Below are 19,935 nucleotides of genomic sequence, written 5' to 3'. Positions count from 1 at the left end.
CGACTTCGCAACACACCGCTTCATGGCATCAGGCACCGCACATCACGCCACGGGTTGGGCCGCCGGCGTCATCGCCGCCGCAATCGTCACGCATCAGGGCGCCGATAGCGCCTGGCATCTCTACGCCGCGCTCGCGTTCGCAGCGGGTGTCGCGGGCGGATCGGCGCCCGACTGGCTGGAGGTCGCCTGGTGGCGCAAGAAGCGGCGCCTCTGGATCACGCATCGCACGTTCACGCACTGGGGCATCGGCTGGATCGCGTTGCTCGTGTGGTCGTATCACAAACTCGGGCACGTGCCGCTCGCGGCGCCCGCGTTCGGCTTCGCTTGCGGAGGCGTGATCCACCTGTTCGCGGACTGGCCCAATCCGCTCGGTGTGCCGTGGATCTTTCAACGGCATTCGCTGAACTGGTGGCGCAGCGGACGCTGCGACCTGATCGTCGTCGCGGCGTCATGGGTGGCCGCGTGGTTTTTCGCCGTGCATGGCGTGCCGCACGATTGGTCGCTCGCGCCATTGCGTCGGCTCGTCTGATCGGTCAGGTTTTCCTGGCAACAGGTGCAGGCACCCTGGGGAGTCATGCAGCCGATGAAACGTCGATTGACAATCGTCGGAACTGATCAGACGCCACATCGCCCATTCATCAGGCAACGTTTATTATCGTATTAACCAAAACCAAAATAAAAACGGCGCCCCTTTAAAGGGCGCCGCTCCTAAATCGCGTCATGCGGTAATCAGGTGTTCTCTTCGCACTCCACGCGTCCCATGCGGTAGCCGACGATCAGCCCGGCGTCATAGGCCGACTCCAGCGCGCGGCCAATATCCTCCGCGCTCACGAGGTGCGCGTCGGCGGTCGGCTTCCCGGTCAGTTCGAAGCTCTCGATCCCGAGCGTTCTTCGCGAGATTGCCAGCAATAACTCCAGTCGTTCGTCATGCATTTTGCTCTCTCCACTTGATCCACATCATCTGATTACAATGATAAATATCAAAATCCGTGAGAGCCGCGGCGCATGGACGCATATTGAGGCGTCACTCTAATATCAAAACCAGAAATCTTTAAAATTTGTTAAAACATCGGCGGATTAACTTTTAGATATCGTTAAGTCGAATCGTTTTGATCGCAATTGAACAGGGCGTCAATCCACGATGGGTTAACCCATACCGCCGAGCCGACGTCGCGGCGCGGCCCAGCCAGGCCAGTCCAGGGTTTCTTGCGGGCAACCGTTTGGTATGATCGGTAAGACATCGCGGGGCCCAACTAGGGCTTTTCGTCAGCATTCGAACGTAGCCCATGGATTCCACGCTCACCCCATCCGCCAGCACGGCGACCACCGACCTCGGCCGCCGCGTGCGCGCCGCGCGCGTCGCCCAGGAGCTGACGCTCGATACGGCCAGCCGCCTGTGCGGCGTCTCGCGCTCGACCCTGTCGAAAGTCGAAAACGGGCTCATGTCGCCGACCTTCGACGTGCTGCAAAAGATCGTCGGCGGGCTCAGAATCGACCTGGCCGAGCTGTTCGGCACCCCGCCCAAGCTCAATGCCGGCGGCCGCCGCGCGCTCACGCGCAATGGCGCGGGTCAACGCCACGCCTATCGCGGCTATCAAATGGAGTTGCTCGCAACCGATCTCGCGCACAAGGCCATGCTGCCGTTTCGCATCCGCATCACCGCGCATTCGCTCGATGCGTTCGACGACTGGGGCCGCCACGAAGGCGAAGAGTTTCTCTACGTGATCAGCGGCAGGGTGTGCCTGTATTCGGAGCTTTACGCGCCCACCTGTCTGGAAGCCGGCGACAGCCTCTACTTCGACAGCCGCACCGGCCACGCGGCCATTTCGACGAGCGAAGAAGACGCCGAAGTGCTGTGGATGGCAACGAGTGCGCGCCTGCCCGGCGTCGCACCGGAAGCGTCGGCAACCTCGAAGTCACGCGCCAGGACGAAGCTCACGGCCAGCTAAATGTGGCGCGCGGCGTTGGGTCTGCTGGAGCCGTAAAGCCTCACCCCCCGGCGTCGGGCGAACGCTTGCCAGCGGAAGGGTTTGCGGTACGCGCACGCCGCGCCCGCGGAGCCGCTGAGCCATCCGGCCGCACATCGCGCTCGCGCGCCGCACGCCGCACCGCCTCGATCAGCGCGCGACCGGCAGGCGTGGGCTGGGTATCGGTACGCTGAATTACCCCCACCGGCTCCTCGCCGCCCGCAGAAGGCAACGGCAACCGCACCAGCGTCCCGCGCCGCAGGTCGTACTCGACGGCACCGGCGGGCACGAACCACACCGCGTCGTTCTCGAGCGCGAGCGCGCGCCCCACCGAAACCGATAGCAACTCGACGAACGCCGACAGCGGCGGCGCCCCCCAGGCGGCGAGCAGACTGTCCGCCGCCTGGCGGATCAACGTGCCGAACGGCGGCAGCACAAGCGGAAACGATGCGAGTTGCGCCGGCAGCCCCGCCCCCGGCGCGAGCGGATGTCCCGCGCGCACCACCACGGCGAGCGGCTCGTTGTACAACTGCTCGAAGCTCAGGCCCACCATGCGCTCGGGGTCGGCCAGACGGCCCACTGCAAAGCTGATTGCCCCTGTCTTCAACCGCTCTAGCAACTCCGTGTTGGCGCCCGTCACGAGCCGCACGCTCACCCGCGGCCATTCCTCGCCGAAGTGACGCAACGCGCCGGGCAGCAACGCCGTCGCCACCGTGGGCAGCACGCCGATATCAAGCGTCGCGGCCACCGCGCCTTCGTCGCGCGCGAGCAAGGCCACGCCCTGGCGCAGCGCGCTCACGCAGGCGCTCGCGTGCGGCATGAAAAGCTGCCCCTCGCGCGTGGGCACCGCACCGTGCCGACCGCGCTCGAACAGCTTCACGCCCAGCACGAGCTCCAGCTCGGCGATCGTCTTCGACACCGCGGGCTGCGTGACCGAAAGACTCTCGGCAGCCTGCTGCACGCTGCCCATCTGCGCCACGGCAAGAAAACACTGGAGATGGCGGAATTTGACGCGTCCGTCCGCGAGCCGGTTTTGCATAACGGTTCGTTATACGAAGTGCGAAAAAACATCATTTTGCATAACTTTTCGCTTTGGATAAAGTGGCTGCATCGGCTCGTAGCGACAAATCGCTGCAGGCAACGAGCCCTTCCCCAATAATCCACCCCAGGAGACACCCCATGGACGAGTCCATCCTGTCGCCGCGCGACTTCGACTCGCATCCCGCGTACGTTTATCCGCCGTATCGTTCGTCGGTCAAACGCGGCCCCACGCTCCCGCTCATCTCCCTGAAGGAAAAGCTGCGCAACCAGCACGCGCCCGTGTACGGCACCGAAGACCTCGGCGCGCTCGACCACGACCTCACGCGCAACGCGGCCAGGAATGGCGCGCCGCTCGGCGAGCGCATCATCGTGACGGGCCGTGTGCTCGACGAAGGCGGCAAGCCGGTGCGCAACACGCTCGTCGAAATCTGGCAGGCCAATGCCGCCGGCCGCTATGTCCACAAGCAGGACCAGCACGACGCGCCGCTCGATCCGAACTTCCTCGGCGCCGGCCGCGCGATCACCGATAACGACGGCCGCTATCGTTTCCTCACGATCAAGCCGGGCGCGTATCCCTGGGGCAATCACCCGAACGCGTGGCGTCCGAATCACATCCACTTCTCGCTGTTCGGCGACTACTTCGGCTCGCGTCTCGTCACGCAGATGTATTTCCCCGGCGACCCGCTGCTCGCGTTCGACCCGATCTATCAGGGCACGCCGGAAGACGCACGCGAGCGCATGATTTCGCGCTTCTCGCTCGACACCACCGAAGAAGGCTACGCACTCGGCTACGAATTCGACATCGTGCTGCGCGGCCCGAACCAAACCCCCACGGAGCGTTGAACCATGGCCCTCAAGGAAACGCCTTCGCAAACGGTCGGCCCGTACTTTGCCTACGGCCTGTGTCCGCAGCAATACGACTTCGATTTGAAGAGCCTCTTCACGGCCAACGTGGTCGGGCCTGAAACGCCGGGCGAGCACATCACGCTGATCGGCCGCGTGATCGACGGCGACGGCAACGCCGTGTTCGACGCGATGCTCGAGTTTTCGCAGGTCGACGCAAACGGCCGCTATCCGGCTTCGCGCGAGGAAATCGCCAAAGACGGCTTCCGCGGTTTTGCACGCGTGGGCACGGGCACGGATGCGCAGCACCGTTTCATCGTGCACACCGTGAAGCCGGGCGTCGAGAACGCCGGCGAAGCGCCGCATCTGAATGTGATCGTGATGATGCGCGGGATGCTCACGCACACCTTTACGCGCATCTACTTCGAAGACGAAGCCGCCGCCAACGCCGCGGACCCGGTGCTCTCCGCCGTGCCCGCGGCGCGCCGCGACACGCTCATCGCGCGCCGTAGCGAGCAGGCCGGCAGCATCGTCTACACGTTCGACATCCGCATGCAGGGCGAACAGGAAACGGTGTTCTTCGATCTTTGATGCATCAACGGACACGCGAGACGAATCGCGCGGACTTTCACGCGGCTTTCATGAACTGGCCCTATGATCGTGACACTGCGATCTGATCGCGGAACTCCGAGCTGTACCTTGTGAAGCCTGCCATGCGCAGGCTTCTTTTTTTGCAGTGCGCTCGCGGCCTGCCGCGCACTCAGCCGAGCGGCCGCACGCCGATCAGCACGCCATGCAGCCAGAAGGCGAACACGGCCCAGACGACGAGCCCGACCACGACGACGATCGCATCGCGCGACACCTCTCCCGGCGGATAGACCACCCCGGCTTCTCGGTCGCGCCGGTTCTCGCCTCGCAGCTCGAACAACGCCCAGACGAGGAAGACCCCGAAGAGGATGATGTCGTTGAGCGTGCCGTTGGCGAGCAGATGCGCGAACGCCCAAAGCGCGACGCCGCTCACGAACGGCTGGCCGAGCGCGCGCTTGAAGTGATTGCCCGGCACATAGGCCGCGACGATCAGAATGAAGGCAATGGCGGTGAGGAGTGCCGTGACATGCGCCATCCAGAACGGCGGCAGCCAGATCGGCACGGGGTAGCGGCGTGACAGACCGTAGCCATAGACGATCAGCACGAAGCCCAGAATGGAGAGCAACGCGAACGCGCCTCGCCAGGCACGCGGACCCAGGCGCTCGATCTGCGCGGCGCGCCAGGGCCCTGCCACGATGCGGATCGAATGGACACCAATGAAAATCACGAGGCCCAGCACGAGTATCGCCATGACTACCTCCCTGCCGTAGCAAGAACGCAATGGGCGAGATTGTCGCGCAGCTTGATCGCGCAGCCAACCGAAGTTTTCAAAAAAGCTGACTAATTACGCGCGCAAATGCCAGCAAAAAAGAATGCATAAATCATTGCGCGCCTAAACCGGCACGGCACATTAGGAGGCGCAATTAAATCCCGGCTCGCGCCGAAAGGCATTTTAAAACTATGCTGAATAATACTGGGCGCCGCACCGATGTGCGGCTTTGCGGCATGCGCCGCGAACGGTCTGGCGGTCGAAGGGCAACACCGGCGCGCACTCACGCACCGTCATGGCTAGCAGCGAAAATGCTCGATATCCTGTCCCGCGTGCTTATAGCGCAACAGCCAGGCCGGCATATCGCCCTCGCCATTCCACGTATTCCCGTATGCGTCGCGGTACTTGGGTAGTTTTTCGCTTTCAGCAATAGACGCTTCAAGCTCTTCGAACGTAATGCCGTACTCTTCCATGCGGCGTCGAATCCACACGATGAGCCGTTCGCGCGCCTCTCCATCGAGGTCGAACATCGATTAATTCCTCTCGCTTCGTCAAGGGCAAGGCACCGATACAACGATCGGCAAAGAATGGTCTTCCCTGAAAAGACAAAGGCTTCGCGCACGAACTGCGAAGCCTTGCTGCACTGATGAGGTAGCCTGGGTATGGAGCCCGCGACCGGTTCGGAGGGGATCTGTAGTCCGCTGCTCCGCTCTCAGGTGACGCCGCTACAGGTGAGCGAACGTTTGCTGCAAGCGGAACCGATGATACCTTGCGCGCGCGGCACAGATCAAGCGGTTTCAAGGCGGAGCGGGCCTCTGCGGCCCGCTCCATTCCTTTAGCCTGAAGCCGCCGCGCCCGTTGCGCGCCGCTCTGGTGCAGGCTTGCTTTCGGCGGCGCTCACGTCACCCTGGCCACGCGCCAGCACGGGCGCGAGCGCCGCACCGGTGTGGCTCGCCCGCACCTTCGCAAGCGCTTCGGGATCGGCCGCGGCGACGATCGTGCCACCGCCCACGCCGCCTTCGGGCCCGAGATCGATGATCCAGTCGGCTTCGGCGATCACGTCGAGGTCGTGCTCGATCACGACGACGCTATGTCCCGCGTCCGCAAGCCGGTGCAGCACGCTGATGAGGCGCGCCACGTCGGCCATGTGCAGGCCCACCGTGGGCTCGTCGAGCACGTAGAGCGTGTGCGGCGCCTTCTGGCCGCGGCGCGTGATGTCGTCGCGCACCTTCGAGAGTTCGGTCACGAGCTTGATGCGCTGCGCCTCGCCGCCCGAGAGCGTGGGCGAAGGCTGGCCGAGCGTGAGGTAGCCGAGACCCACGTCCTTCATGAGCTGCAGCGGATGCGAAATACTCGTGATCGACCCGAAGAACTCCACCGCCTCGTCGATTTCCATCGTCAGCACTTCGCCGATGTTCCGGCCGCGCCACGTCACGGCCAGCGTTTCCGGATTGAAGCGCTGGCCGTGGCACACGTCGCACGGCACCTTCACGTCGGGCAGGAAGCTCATGCCGATGGTGCGCACGCCCTGGCCTTCGCACGCGGGACAGCGTCCGTCGCCGGTATTGAACGAGAAACGGGACGCGCTATAGCCGCGGGCGCGCGCCTCGAGCGTATCGGCGAAAAGCCGGCGGATCGCGTCCCACACGCCGATATAGGTCGCGGGGCACGAGCGCGGCGTTTTGCCGATCGGCGTCTGGTCGACTTCGAGCACGCGGTCGATGCTTTCCCATCCGCTGATCGAATCGCAGCCCTGCCACGTATGCGAAACCTCGAGCTTCGGCTTCGCGCTCGTGCGGGCGAGCACGCTCGACCGGCGCTCCGCCGCGCTCGGCGCTTTCTCCTTCACCGCCTTGCGCGCGCGGCGCTCGGCAGGCGAAGACAGCACCGAACGCCCCACGGCGTCGAGCAGATTGGAAAGCAGCACGTCGCGCGCGAGCGTGGACTTGCCGGAGCCGCTCACGCCGGTGATCGCCACGAGACGTCCGAGCGGAATCTGCGCGGTGACGTTGCGCAGATTATGCAGCTTGCCGCCGTGCACGGTGAGCCATTGGCCCGGCACCGCCTCGCGTCCCGCGCGCGCCGGACGCACTTCGCGACGCGGCTGCAGCGGGTGCTGGATCGGCTGTGCGAGATAGCGGCCCGTGAGCGAATCGGCCTGCGCCGCGAGATCGGCCACGCTGCCCTGCGCGACCACACGGCCGCCGCGCTTGCCCGCGCTCGGACCGATGTCGATGATGTGATCGGCGCGCCGGATCGTGTCCTCGTCGTGTTCGACCACCACGAGCGTGTTGCCCTTCTCGCCGAGGCTGCGCAGCGCGTCGAGCAGGATCTGGTTGTCGCGCGGATGCAGGCCGATGGTCGGTTCGTCGAGCACGTAGCACACACCCTGCAAGTTACTGCCGAGTTGCGCAGCGAGACGAATGCGCTGTGCCTCGCCACCCGAAAGGCTCGGCGCGGCGCGATCGAGGCTCAGATAGCCGAGCCCCACTTCTTCCAGGAACTGCAGTCGGCTGCGGATTTCGCTCACCACGTCGCGCGCGATCTGCGCGTCGCGGCCATTGAGCTTCAGCGTATCGATCCAGCGGCGCGTATCCGCCACGGTCCACTGCGCGACATCGACGATGGGATGCGCGTCGAACGTCACGGCGCGCGCCACCGGATTCAGGCGCGTGCCGCCGCAATCGTGGCACGGCTCGTCGACCATGCCGTCGGGTTCCTGCTCTTCCGAAGGCAGGGTCTGCTCGCGGCCACGGCCGTCTTCGGCGACGATCGTGTCGTCATAGGCGGCGCGCTGCTCGCGCGTGAGCGCGAGGCCCGTGCCTACGCAGGTCGTGCACCAGCCATGCTTGCTGTTGTACGAGAACATACGCGGATCGAGTTCGGGATAGCTCGTGCCGCACACGGGACAGGCGCGCCGCGTCGACAGCACCTTCACCTCGCCGATGCTCGCCGTCGAACCGCCATTGCCCAGCACGTGATGGAGGCCGTCGAGCGGCGCGAGCAGGTGCACGATGCCCTTGCCCGCTTCGAGCGTCGCGCCGAGCATCGTCCGCAACTGCGCCTCGTTTTCAGGCTCGATCACGAGGTCGCCCACCGGCAACTCGATCGTATGCTCGCGGAAGCGGTCGAGCTTGGGCCACGGCGCGACGGGCACGAACTCGCCATCCACGCGCAGATGCGTATTGCCGCGCGCCTTCGCCCACTTCGCGAGATCGGTGTACACGCCCTTGCGATTGACGACGAGCGGTGCGAGCAAACCGACATGCTGGCCGCGATGCTCGCGCAGCAGTTGCGCGACGATCGCATCGACGCTCTGCGACGTGACGGGCGTGCCGTCATGCACGCAGTGCTGCACGCCGAGCTTCACGTAAAGCAGACGCAGGAAGTGCCACACCTCGGAGGTCGTGGCGACCGTGCTCTTGCGGCCGCCGCGCGAAAGGCGCTGCTCGATCGCGACGGTCGGCGGAATGCCGTACACGGCATCGACTTCGGGGCGGCCCGCGGGCTGCACGATCGAACGCGCATACGCGTTGAGCGATTCGAGGTAGCGCCGCTGGCCTTCGTGAAAGAGGATGTCGAACGCGAGCGTGGACTTGCCCGAGCCCGACACGCCCGTGATGACGTTGAAGCGGCCGTGCGGGATATCGACGTCGAGCGCCTTGAGGTTGTGCTCGCGCGCATTCACGATGCGCACCACGTCCTCGCCCTGCACGTCGCGGCGCGCCTGCGCGGCACGCAATGCGGTTTGCAGCGCCACGCCCTCTTCTTCCGCCAGCAGTTCGACGCCGCTGCCAAGCGCGGCTTCGTAGCGCTCGAGCGCCGCGCCCGTATGCGAACGCGGACACGCGATCACGTCTTCGGGCGTGCCGACGCACACCACTTCGCCGCCCGCGTCGCCGCCTTCGGGGCCGAGATCGATCAGCCAATCTGCGGCGCGGATCACGTCGAGGTTATGTTCGATCACGAGCAGCGAATGACCGCCCGCGAGCAGCTTGCCGAAGGCGCGCATCAGCTTGGCGATGTCGTCGAAATGCAGGCCCGTAGTCGGTTCGTCGAACATGAAGAGGCGGCCGCCCGCTTCCTTGCCGCGCGACTGCGCGGTTTCGGCGAGATAGCCCGCGAGCTTCAGTCGCTGCGCCTCGCCGCCCGACAGCGTCGGCACCGGCTGGCCGAGCTTCACGTATTCGAGACCGACGTCCACGATAGGCTGCAGCACGCGCAATACTTCGGCATCCTCAGCGAAGCATTGCACTGCTTCGCTGACCGTGAGGTCGAGCACGTCCGCCACCGAAAGCGTGCGGCCCGCGCGCTCGATCTTCACTTCGAGCACTTCCGCGCGATAGCGGCTGCCGTCGCAATCGGGGCAACGCAGATACACATCGCTCAGGAACTGCATTTCGATGTGCTCGAAACCCGAACCGCCGCAGGTCGGGCAGCGACCTTCGCCCGAGTTGAAGCTGAACATGCCCGCCGTGTACCCACGTTGCTTCGCGAGCGTCGCCTTGGCGAACAGCTTGCGGATCTCGTCGAAGGCGCCGACATAGCTGGCCGGATTCGAGCGCGCCGTCTTGCCGATCGGCGACTGATCGACGAACACGGCGTCGCTGATCTGCTCCGCGCCGCTCAGCTTGCGGAACGTGCCCGGCGCCTCCGTCGCCTTGCCCAGATGCCGCGCGAGCGCGGGATAGAGCACGTCCTGCACCAGCGTGGATTTGCCCGAGCCCGAGACGCCCGTCACGCACACGAGCCGCTGCAGCGGAATCTGCACGGTCACGTCGCGCAGGTTGTGTTCGCTCGCGCCTTCGAGCAGGAGGTTCGGCGTGGACGCATCAACCGGGCGTCGCTCCCAGTGCGAAGCGTCAGCAACGGCGCGGTGGCCGCCCAGATACTCGCCCGTCAGGGTGCCCGAGGAGCGGATATCGTTCGGCGTGCCGTCGTAGACGATCGAGCCGCCGCGCTCGCCCGGGCCGGGGCCCATGTCGATGAGGCGGTCGGCCGCGAGCATCACGGACGGATCGTGCTCGACCACGACGAGCGTGTTGCCCGCGTCGCGCAGACGTTGCATCGCTTCGACGATGCGGTTGAGGTCGCGCGGATGCAGGCCAATACTCGGCTCATCGAGCACGAACAGCGTTTTCGTGAGCGACGTGCCGAGCGCCGTGGTCAGGTTGATACGCTGCACTTCTCCGCCCGAAAGCGTGCGGCTCTGGCGGTCGAGCGTCAGATAGCCGAGACCCACGTCGCAGAGATACTTCAGGCGCGTGCGCACTTCCTCGAGCAGCAGCTTCAGCGCGTCGTCGAGCAATGCTGAGGAAAGCGAAAGATTGTCGAAGAAGCGGCGAATGCGCTCGATCGGCAGCAGCATCACGTCGTGAACGGTGAGGCCCGGCAACGCTTCGAGCTGCGCGCGTGTCCAGTCCACGCCCCGCGGCAGGAAACGTCCCGACGGCGCGAGCACGTCGTCCGCGTTCTGCTGCGTGCCGAGGCGCCATTGCAGGGCCTCGGTTTTCAGGCGCGCGCCGCCGCAGGTGTCGCACGGCGTGTAGCTGCGGTACTTCGACAGCAGCACGCGAATGTGCATCTTGTAGGCCTTCGACTCCAGATACTGGAAGAAGCGCTTCACGCCGTACCACTGCGTTTGCCAGCTGCCCTTCCAGTCGGGCGCGCCGTTGATCACCCAGTCGCGCTGCGCCTGCGTCAGCTCGGACCATGCCGTATCGCGCGGAATGCCGGCTTTGGCGGCATAGCGCATCAGGTCGTCCTGGCATTCCTTCCACGCCGGCGTTTGCAGCGGCTTGATCGCGCCGCCGCGCAGCGTCTTGCGTTCGTCGGGGATCACGAGGCCCCAATCCACGCCGATCACGCGGCCAAAACCGCGGCACGCGTCGCAGGCGCCGTACGCCGAGTTGAACGAGAACAACGCGGGCTGCGGATCGGCGTAGCGTAAATCGCTGTCCGGGCAATGCAGCCCCGTCGAGAAGCGCCAGATCTGCGGCTCGGCCTGCGCATCGTCATCGCTGCTGGCCAGCACGTAGACGTTCACGCGCCCGCTGCCGCGTTTGAGCGAGGCTTCGATCGCCTCGATCGCGCGGCTCTTCTCCACGTTCTGCATGCGGAAACGGTCGGCGACCACGTCGAGCAGCTTGCGCGTGCCTTCGGCCGTCTTCACCTCGCGCTGCGCCTGCACGCGCGTATAGCCACTCGCGGAGAGCCACTGCGCGACTTCTTCCTCGGTGGTCGTATCGGGCAACTCGACCGGAAACGTGACCACAAGACGCGGGTCGCCCGCGGCCGTACGCGCCATCAGTTCGGCGTAAATCGTCTCAGGCGTGTCGTGCCGCACGGGCTGCGCCGTGACGCGGTCGAACAGATTCGCGGCGCGCGCGTACAGCAGCTTCAGGTGGTCATTGAGCTCCGTCATCGTGCCGACCGTGGAGCGCGAACTGCGCACGGGGTTGGTCTGGTCGATGGCGATGGCGGGCGGCACACCGTCCACGCGATCGACCTGCGGCCGGTCCATGCGGTCGAGGAACTGACGGGCGTAGGCGCTGAAGGTTTCGACGTAACGGCGCTGGCCTTCCGCGTAAAGCGTATCGAAGACGAGGCTCGACTTGCCCGAGCCCGAAGGCCCGGTGACGACCGTCATTTCGCCGGTGTGCAGGTCGAGGTCGAGGTTCTTGAGGTTGTGCTGGCGGGCACCACGGATTCGGATGGATCGGTTTTCGCTCACTTGCGCTGGCATTCCGGCTGGATCACACGCGTGGGGCCGGACGGCGCGCGAAATGGGGCAAATACGCGGCGCGGCCCGGCAACTTGCAGCGCGGTGCGCGCGGGGAAATCGGCGCGCGGCCCTGGCTGTCAGGCTAGAATTCTACTGTATATTTATACAGCACGCTGGATGGCCGTTCGACTGGGTCTCGGCCCAGTTGCCCGTATTTACGCGCCAGATGGCCCTATTGCGCTGCAGCGCGCCACATGCCGCCGTACGCCGCTTCGACGCCGCGCGCAAACCGCTCTCCGTCCATGAGCGGCGAGTGCACCATGCGTTCGCGCAGCGCCGCGCGCAGATTCGCGAGGCGCGGCAAGTCGTTCGCGAGACTCACCGCCGTCTCCACGAATGCCTCGTCGGAATCGGCGGCCAATTCGGCAAGACCAAGGTTCGCGAGCTGGCTCAAGCCCGCGCGCCCAGCCACGGTCGGCCCGATGCGTGTGACGACGGGCACCCCCATCCACAGCGCGTCGAGCGAGGTGGTGTGGCCGTTGTACGGCAACGTGTCGAGCCCGAGATCGACCTCGTGATAACTGCGCAGATAATCCGTGCGCGGCCGGAACGGCAGGAAGCGCACGCGCGCCGGGGCGATGCCTGCCCGCGCAAGCCGTTGTACGAGGCCGCGCCTCGCTTCGCCCTCGGCGGCCATGAGCACGAGGCGCGCCGCAGGCAAGCGCGCGAATACACGGGCCCACAGGTTCAGCGTCGTATCGGTGAGCTTGCACGGGTTGTTCAGGCTGCCGAACGTGACGTGTCCCGCGCTCGATGCCGGCAGCGCATTCACTTCGGGTTCCGAAGCAAGCGGGTCATAACACCAGAACGTGTGCGGCAAACGCCACGACTTTTCGCTGTAGTGGCGATCGTGTGCAGGCGGATCGAGCCACGGATCGGTGAGCCGCCAGTCCATCGCGCCGATGCCGGTCGTACCGGGATAAGCGAGCCAGGCGACCTGCACCGGTGCCGGCTTGCGAGCGAACAGCAGAGGCCGGCCATTGGACATGTGCATCGTGAGATCGACCAGGATATCGATGCCGTCCGCACGGATCTGGTCCGCCAGCGCCGCGTCGCTCAACGTGCGCACGTCGTGCCACTCGTCTACGTGCGCGGCGAGACGTGCGGTCGTCGCATCGGGCCTGACCACGCTCGAGTATGCGTGAATCTCGAAGCGCGTGCGGTCGTGGTGGGCAAACAGCGGCGTCATGAACAATGCCTGGCAATGCTCACGAAAATCGCCCGATACGTAACCGATGCGCAAGCGCCTTCCCGCCGCGGGTTCGACAGCCGCCCGCGTGCGTTGCACGCCGAGCGGCGCTTCGTGCTGCGCGGACCAGCGTCTCGCCTCGTCGAGAATCACCTGCGGGTCTTCGGCCTGGAACGACAACGCGTACAGAAGATTGCTGTGCGCGATGAGGTTGCCGGGTTCGCTCGCCACGGCCCGGCGAAAGCATTCGATGCCTTCGTCCAGGTCCCCGCAGTCCTTGAGCACGTTGCCCAGATTGTTGAGCGTGGCCGAGCGCGACGGATCGAGGTCGAGGGCCTGGCGCAAGAGCGCTTGCGCCTCGTCGAGGCTGCCGAGCGTGCGCATCAGGTTGGCGGCGTTGTTGAACGCGTCGACGAAATCCGGCCGGGCGCGGATAGCCGTTTCGTACGCTTCGCGTGCAGCCGGGTAATCGCCGAGATCGCGGCAGACATTCCCAAGGTTGTTCGCCGCTTCCGCATGCGCCGCGTCGAGCGCCAGCGCGCGGCGATATTGCGCTTCGGCCTCACGCAAACGGCCGCGCGCCTGCAGCGCGACGCCATAGTTGTAGGCCGCATGCGCCATATGCGGTTCGATGGCCACCGCGCGTTCGAGCAGGGGCAATGCCTCGTCCAGACGCTCAAGACGCGTCAGCAGCACGCCGAGGTTGATCATCGCGACGGCGGTTTCCGGCGCAGCCGCCAACGCGGCGCGCAAGCTTTCGAGCGCCTCCTCGTCCTGCCCCGCTTCCTGCAGCAGCGTGCCGAGGTTCGTCAATGCGTTGACATCGCCCGGCTGCAAGGCGAGCGCTCGACGGTAAGCGGCCTGAGCCTCGCCGGAATCGCCCAGCAGACGCAGACAATTGCCGAGATTGTTCCAGGCATCGGCGCGGTTCGCCTCGCGCTCCAGTGCCGCGCGCCACGCCTCCACCGCTTCCGCCAGCGCACCCTGCGCCTGCAGCGCCGCGCCGAGCCCGCACCAGAGATCGGCCGACGACGCGTCGTCCGCCAGCAGACCGCGATAGATCTGCGCCGCTTCGGCGTGGCGCGCGGCCATGGCATAGGCCTGCCCCAGGCCTTCGCGATAGCGCCGCTGACCGGGCTCGATGGCGAGCGCGCGCTGCAGCCAGCCGATCGCATCGGCCGGCGCGCCTTCCTGTAGACCAATCACGCCGAGGCGAAACATCGCGCCCGCGTGCGCTGCGTCGGCTTCGAGCAATTGCGTGTACAACTGACGCGCGCGCGGCAGGTCGCCGGCGAAATGGCGCTCACTGGCGCGCTCGTAAAGGGAGTCGTTCTGCATCGGGCTCACTGAATTCGTGCAACGAAGTCGTTACCAAACCTTATTCAATATTAACGGCAGTTTCTTTCGAAACCTTCACAGCCGTTCTACTACCGACTATTGAGCAAGTTCATCGCACACGACAATCCTTTCCTTCAAACTCGAAAGGCAGGCGGACGTGCGGCGACACCGCGATGCGCAACGCATCCGGCCGCGCGCCGCCACTCAGCTTCGACAGGAGCCCGACGATGAGCAAGACGATGCAAGCCGCGGTAGTCCGCGCATTTGGCAAACCCCTCGTGCTGGAGGAAGTGACCGTCCCCACTCCGGGGCCAGGCGAGCTGCTGGTGAAAATCGAAGCCTGCGGCGTGTGCCACACGGACCTGCACGCCGCGCACGGCGACTGGCCCGTGAAGCCGCAGCCGCCGTTCATTCCCGGTCACGAGGGCGTCGGCTATGTGGTGGGAGTGGGCGCGGGCGTCACGCACGTGAAGGAAGGCGATCGCGTGGGCATTCCGTGGCTCTACTCGGCATGCGGCCATTGCGAACATTGCCTCGGCGGCTGGGAAACGCTTTGCGAGCAGCAGCAGAACACCGGCTATTCGGTCAATGGCGGCTTCGCGCAATACGCGAAAGCCGACGCGAATTACGTCGGCCTGCTGCCGAAAAATATCGACTTCATCGAAATCGCACCCGTGCTCTGCGCGGGCGTGACGGTCTACAAGGGCCTGAAAGTCACCGACACGCGCCCTGGCAACTGGGTCGTGATTTCCGGCGTGGGCGGCCTCGGCCACATGGCCGTGCAGTACGCGCGCGCGATGGGGCTCAACGTCGCAGCCGTCGATGTCGACGATACGAAACTCGAACTGGCGAAACGCCTCGGCGCGACCGTGACGGTCAACGCGAAAACCACCGATCCCGCGGCGTATCTGAAGAAGGAGATTGGCGGCGCGCACGGCGTGCTCGTGACCGCGGTCTCGCCCGTTGCGTTTTCGCAGGCGCTTGGCATGGTGCGCCGGGGCGGCACGGTGTCGCTGAACGGCCTGCCGCCCGGTGACTTTCCGCTGCCGATCTTCGACATGGTGCTGGGCGGCGTGACGGTGCGCGGCTCGATCGTCGGCACACGGCTCGATCTCGAAGAGTCGCTGATGTTCGCGCAGGAAGGCAAGGTCAAGGCGACCGTCTCCACGGAAAAACTGGAGAACATCAACGACGTGTTCGCGCGCATGGAGCGCGGCGCGATCGAAGGCCGCGTCGTGCTCGATATGGCGGGCTGAGCCGAGCGTGGCCGCTCAATGAAAAACGCGCCGGACACCGCTGCGAAGCGATATCCGGCGCGTCAATGGATCGCCGCAACGATTGCGGCAAGAAGCGCGGCCTCAGTCCGCGACGTCCACGCCCTTCAGCAGCTTCACTTCGGGCGGCTCCGTCACCCACGCACCAATCTTCGCGCGGTATGCCACGAAGTGTGCGCTTTCGCGATGCGCCTGCACCGCGGCCTCGTCGACATAGGTTTCGTAAAGGTAAAAGCCCGGTGCGCCATCGGAGCGGCGCAGCAGGTCGTAGCGCAAATTGCCCGGTTCCTTGCGCGTGTGCGAAACCATATCGCGCATGAGCGCCTCCACATCGGCGACATGCTCGGGCTTGGGCGTAATGCTCGCGAATAGATAGACGGTCATCGGTATTCCCTCATCGTCAACGGTTGAACCGGTCGGCACATTTCAGCCGACCTTGTAGCGCTCGAGCCAGTGCGCGTAAGGCGCCGGCAAGGTCCATGCGGCGCGTTCGACACCCAGTACCTGAGCCGCGAAATACGGCCAGTGCGGATTCGCGAGATGCGCGCGCCCGACCATCACGATATCGAGTTGCTCCTTCGCCACCGAGCGCTCGGCCAGTTCCGGCGTGCCGATCCCCCATGCCGACGACACCGGCAGACCGGTTGCGCGACGCACTTTTTGTGCGATCGGCGCGAGGAATGCGGGCGCCCACGGAATCTGCGCGGCGGGCGTCGAGAAGCCGACGCTCACGCCCAGCATGTCGAGGCCTTCGCGCTTGAGGCCCTTGGCCAGTTCGATCGATTCGGCAAGCGTTTCCTCGTCGCGGCCATCGTACTCGATCACGCCAAAGCGCGCCGTCAGCGGCAGATGCTCCGGCCAGACCTTGCGCACCGCGGCCAGCGTTTCCAGCAGGAAACGGCTGCGGTTCTCGAGGCTGCCGCCATAGATATCGTCGCGCTGGTTCGAATGCGTCGAGAAAAAGCTCTGGCCGAGATAGCCGTGCGCAAAGTGCAGTTCGAGCCATTCGAAGCCGGCTTCGAGTGCGCGCTTCGCCGCGGCCACGAAGTCCTCGCGCACACGTGCAATGTCGTCGATCGTCATCGCCTTCGGCACCTTCGGCAAATGCGCGCCGAACGCCGTTGCCGAGGGCGCGATGGTCTGCCAGCCGCGCGCGTCGCCTTCGGCGATGTGGTCGTCGCCTTCCCACGGGCGGTTCGCGCTCGCTTTGCGCCCCGCGTGCGCAATCTGGATGCCAGGCACGGCGCCCGCTGCCTTGATCGCCGCGACGGTGGGCTTGAACGCTTCCCTCTGCGCGTCGTTCCACAGGCCCGTGCAGCCCGGGGTGATGCGGCCTTCGGGCGAAACCGCCGTCGCCTCGACGATCACGAGGCCAGCGCCGCCGCGCGCGATTTGCGCGTAGTGGACGTGGTGCCAGTCGTTGATCACGCCATCGACGGCCATGTACTGGCACATCGGCGGCACGGCGATGCGGTTGCGCAGGGACACGCCCTTGAGCTTGAACGGCTCGAACAATGCGGACATCTACAGCTCCTTTCTTGGCACGGGTCGCGCGTCGCGCGGCACCTGCGCCGGTTGGCAAAAACGGGATTTCCTTGCGGCAACGCGCAGCCGCACACCCGCTGCGAGCGCGCCTCGCAGCGTTGCCGAAAGGAAATCGAGGGAAGCGAACGCGCTCGCCAAAGACGCGCGCGTTCGCGCAACATCAAGCGCGTCGCAGCGCCGCGAGCAGGGCTTCGGCAACCGGCTCCGACGAAGCCGGGTTCTGGCCCGTGATGAGCAGGCCGTCGGTTGCGACATGCGGCTGCCAGTCGGCGGCCTTCGAGTACTGGCCGCCGTTGGCCTTCAGCATGTCCTCGACGAGGAACGGCACGACGGCCGTCAACTGCACGGCGGCTTCTTCGTCATTCGAAAACCCGGTGACCGACTTGCCGGCCACGAGCGGCTTGCCGTCTGCCCCCTTCACGTGACGCAGCACGCCCGGTGCATGGCAAACGGCAGCGACAGGCTTGCCCGCGGCGATCGTCTTTTCGATCAGCGCGATCGAAACCGGATCTTCGGCCAGGTCCCAGAGCGGGCCGTGGCCGCCCGGATAGAAGACGGCGTCGAACGCGCTCGCGTTGATCTCGGCGAGACGTTTCGTACTGGCTAGCGCCGTTTGCGCCACGCTATCGGATGCGAACCGCCGTGTCGCATCGGTCTGCGCGGCGGGATCGCTGCTCTTCGGATCGAGCGGCGGCTGGCCGCCCTTGGGCGACGCGAGCGTGAGCTCGGCGCCGGCGTCGCGCAGCGCGTAGTAAGGCGCGGCGAACTCCTCGAGCCAGAAACCCGTCTTCTTGCCCGTGTTGCCGAGGTCCTCGTGCGAGGTCAAAACAATCAGTACCTTCATCGGCGTTCCTTTTTTGCGTTAGGTTCGGGCGCTCGCACGCCCTTCGGAAACCGGTCTCTTCATGCTCTATTAGACCGGTCGTCTAGTACTTCTGCGCAAAACGCGACAATCGCGCGCACTTCACACGCCGCCGCGGCTTCGCGTTCGGTTAGTTGCCCGGAGGCAGGTTCAACAGGATGCGCGTGGTCGCCATAGCCGCGTCGAGCGGCTTGCGGTCGCGGTGGATCTTCTCGAGCAGCGTCGCGCCGAGCCAGAGTTCGTAGAGCGTCACCGCCATGGTCGCGGCGTCGTTTACACCTGCGAGCGAGCCATCCACGCGCCCTGCTTCGAGGCACGCAGCAATGCGCGAGATCGTCGCATCGGTGCCAAGACGCAGCGCCTCGCGCATCGCCTCGGAAAGGTCGCTCACCTCCGCGCCCAGCTTCACCGCGAGACATTTGCCTACGGGATCGTCGGCGCACTGGATCAGGCGCCACTCGTCCCAGTAGCGCATCAGCTTCTCGGCCGCCGTGCCCGGCGCCCGCACCAGCAGATCGTCGAGACGCTCCGCATACTCGTCGAAATACGACGTGAGCAAGGCTTCGCCGAACGCTTCCTTCGAGCCGAAATAGTGATAGAACGACCCTTTAGGCACACCGGCGGCCGCGAGGATCTCATTGAGACCGACTGCGGAAAAGCCCTTGCCCAGCAGAATGGGCATGGCGGTATCGAGTATGTGTTGCCGCACTTCGACGGCTGCCGCTGCATTCATGAGGTGACATGGTACAGAGCGATTAGACCAGTCGTCTAGTAATCTCCCACGATGAGTAATGGCATTGCATCGCACCCCGCAACCAGCTAACCAGTAACCAGGAAGAGGCAACCCATGACGTCACGCACCCTGCTCTGTTACGGCGATTCCAATACGCACGGCACGAAGCCGCTGACCGTGCCCGGTGTGTCCGAGCGATTCGGCCCCGCCGACCGCTGGCCCGGCGTGCTGCGCGAGGCGCTGGGGCCGGGCTGGGCGATCATCGAGGAAGGCCTGCCCGCGCGCACCACGGTTCACGACGATCCCATCGAAGGCCGGCACAAGAACGGTCTCGCCTATCTGCGCCCATGCCTCGAAAGCCAGTTGCCCATCGATGTGGTCGCGCTGATGCTCGGCACCAACGACCTCAAGACACGCTTTTCCGTCACGCCCACCGACGTTGCGAACTCGGTCGATGTGCTGCTCGAAACGCTCGTCGCGTGCCGGGCGGGTCCGGGCGGCTCGACGCCGCATGTGCTGCTCATGTCGCCGGTGCCGATCGAAGAGATTGGCTTTCTCGGCGATATCTTCACGGGGGGCGCCGCGAAATCGCGCCTGCTTGCGCCGCTCTATGAGCGCGTAGCCGTCAAATACGGCTCGGCGTTTCTCGACGCCGGCGAATTCGCCACTGTTAGCCCCACCGACGGCATTCACTACGAAGCCTCGCAACACCACCGGCTCGGCAAGGCCGTCGCGGAAGTCGTGCGCCAGCGCTTCGGCGCATAAGCGCACATCGGGCCGCAAAAAGAAAAACGCCGCCGGCCTGAAGGCCTGGCGGCGTTTTTCTTTTGCGCTTCACCCGCAGCGGGCGAAGCGCAAGTCCAGCAACGATGAACGCTTAACGCGACATCATGTTATTGGTTGAATCAGGACGAGTCACGACGGATCATCAGTGCGGCTAAGCCCCTGATTTTCCTAAGGTTGAACGTGTCACGTTGGATCACGATGAGTCACACAGACACG

16 protein-coding genes are annotated in these 19,935 nt (G+C 65.3%); 6 read left to right on the top strand and 10 right to left on the bottom strand.

Annotated features, from left to right (window positions below):
- The first annotated feature begins 22 nt into the window (after positions 1-22).
- Positions 23-529 (top strand): metal-dependent hydrolase, encoded by a 507-nt coding sequence (locus AB3X98_RS22875; RefSeq protein WP_069267448.1) that lies wholly within the window; start codon positions 23-25, stop codon positions 527-529.
- A 200-nt stretch (positions 530-729) separates the two neighbouring features.
- Here AB3X98_RS22875 and AB3X98_RS22870 read toward each other — a convergent pair whose 3' ends face one another.
- Positions 730-933 (bottom strand): hypothetical protein, encoded by a 204-nt coding sequence (locus AB3X98_RS22870; RefSeq protein WP_342946330.1) that lies wholly within the window; start codon positions 931-933, stop codon positions 730-732.
- A gap of 353 nt (positions 934-1,286) precedes the next feature.
- Here AB3X98_RS22870 and AB3X98_RS22865 point away from each other — a divergent pair, with 353 nt between their 5' ends.
- On the top strand, positions 1,287-1,949 hold the full coding sequence (locus AB3X98_RS22865) for a helix-turn-helix domain-containing protein (RefSeq protein ID WP_368603623.1): 663 nt from the start codon (positions 1,287-1,289) through the stop codon (positions 1,947-1,949).
- 40 nt (positions 1,950-1,989) lie between these two features.
- On the opposite strand, the gene pcaQ is transcribed toward AB3X98_RS22865, so the two are convergent.
- A complete protein-coding gene (gene pcaQ / locus AB3X98_RS22860) occupies positions 1,990-3,006 on the bottom strand; it encodes a pca operon transcription factor PcaQ (protein WP_069267445.1) in 1,017 nt (338 codons plus the stop codon).
- 140 nt (positions 3,007-3,146) lie between these two features.
- Here pcaQ and pcaH point away from each other — a divergent pair, with 140 nt between their 5' ends.
- On the top strand, positions 3,147-3,851 hold the full coding sequence (pcaH, locus tag AB3X98_RS22855; RefSeq protein WP_368603624.1) for a protocatechuate 3,4-dioxygenase subunit beta: 705 nt from the start codon (positions 3,147-3,149) through the stop codon (positions 3,849-3,851).
- A 3-nt stretch (positions 3,852-3,854) separates the two neighbouring features.
- Positions 3,855-4,442: a protocatechuate 3,4-dioxygenase subunit alpha gene (gene pcaG / locus AB3X98_RS22850; RefSeq protein ID WP_069267443.1), complete on the top strand. Its 588-nt coding sequence runs from the start codon at positions 3,855-3,857 to the stop codon at positions 4,440-4,442.
- 169 nt (positions 4,443-4,611) lie between these two features.
- Here pcaG and AB3X98_RS22845 read toward each other — a convergent pair whose 3' ends face one another.
- The 4 genes from AB3X98_RS22845 to AB3X98_RS22830 all read right to left on the bottom strand — a co-directional run bounded on the left by AB3X98_RS22845 (position 4,612) and on the right by AB3X98_RS22830 (position 14,519).
- On the bottom strand, positions 4,612-5,190 hold the full coding sequence (locus AB3X98_RS22845) for an NnrU family protein (protein ID WP_069267442.1): 579 nt from the start codon (positions 5,188-5,190) through the stop codon (positions 4,612-4,614).
- A gap of 317 nt (positions 5,191-5,507) precedes the next feature.
- On the bottom strand, positions 5,508-5,738 hold the full coding sequence (locus tag AB3X98_RS22840) for an H-NS histone family protein (protein ID WP_069267441.1): 231 nt from the start codon (positions 5,736-5,738) through the stop codon (positions 5,508-5,510).
- A gap of 305 nt (positions 5,739-6,043) precedes the next feature.
- Positions 6,044-11,941, bottom strand: coding sequence for an excinuclease ABC subunit UvrA (uvrA, locus tag AB3X98_RS22835; protein ID WP_368603625.1), 5,898 nt, complete (start codon positions 11,939-11,941; stop codon positions 6,044-6,046).
- Between the two features lie 223 nt (positions 11,942-12,164).
- Positions 12,165-14,519: a tetratricopeptide repeat protein gene (locus AB3X98_RS22830; protein ID WP_368603626.1), complete on the bottom strand. Its 2,355-nt coding sequence runs from the start codon at positions 14,517-14,519 to the stop codon at positions 12,165-12,167.
- Between the two features lie 227 nt (positions 14,520-14,746).
- Between AB3X98_RS22830 and adhP the strand changes: the two genes are divergently transcribed.
- Positions 14,747-15,775 (top strand): alcohol dehydrogenase AdhP, encoded by a 1,029-nt coding sequence (gene adhP, locus AB3X98_RS22825; RefSeq protein WP_069267483.1) that lies wholly within the window; start codon positions 14,747-14,749, stop codon positions 15,773-15,775.
- A 102-nt stretch (positions 15,776-15,877) separates the two neighbouring features.
- On the opposite strand, the gene AB3X98_RS22820 is transcribed toward adhP, so the two are convergent.
- The 4 genes from AB3X98_RS22820 to AB3X98_RS22805 all read right to left on the bottom strand — a co-directional run bounded on the left by AB3X98_RS22820 (position 15,878) and on the right by AB3X98_RS22805 (position 18,933).
- Entirely contained in the window at positions 15,878-16,177 is a 300-nt protein-coding gene (locus AB3X98_RS22820; protein ID WP_368603627.1) for a putative quinol monooxygenase, read from the bottom strand.
- A gap of 42 nt (positions 16,178-16,219) precedes the next feature.
- Positions 16,220-17,317 (bottom strand): NADH:flavin oxidoreductase/NADH oxidase, encoded by a 1,098-nt coding sequence (locus AB3X98_RS22815; RefSeq protein WP_368603628.1) that lies wholly within the window; start codon positions 17,315-17,317, stop codon positions 16,220-16,222.
- 181 nt (positions 17,318-17,498) lie between these two features.
- Positions 17,499-18,182 (bottom strand): type 1 glutamine amidotransferase domain-containing protein, encoded by a 684-nt coding sequence (locus AB3X98_RS22810; protein ID WP_368603629.1) that lies wholly within the window; start codon positions 18,180-18,182, stop codon positions 17,499-17,501.
- Positions 18,183-18,330: 148 nt separating this feature from the next.
- Positions 18,331-18,933 carry a TetR/AcrR family transcriptional regulator gene (locus AB3X98_RS22805; protein ID WP_069267360.1) on the bottom strand — a complete coding sequence of 201 codons (603 nt, stop codon included), beginning with the start codon at positions 18,931-18,933 and terminating at the stop codon, positions 18,331-18,333.
- Positions 18,934-19,047: 114 nt separating this feature from the next.
- Between AB3X98_RS22805 and AB3X98_RS22800 the strand changes: the two genes are divergently transcribed.
- Positions 19,048-19,698, top strand: a complete 651-nt coding sequence (locus AB3X98_RS22800; RefSeq protein ID WP_368603630.1) for an SGNH/GDSL hydrolase family protein — start codon at positions 19,048-19,050, stop codon at positions 19,696-19,698.
- Positions 19,699-19,935: the final 237 nt, after the last annotated feature.

The organism is Paraburkholderia sp. BR14312 (assembly GCF_040948675.1).
GTDB lineage: Bacteria > Pseudomonadota > Gammaproteobacteria > Burkholderiales > Burkholderiaceae > Paraburkholderia > Paraburkholderia nodosa_A.
Note: the sequence above shows the minus strand (reverse complement) of the source record. Positions and strands in the feature narration are given on the sequence as shown.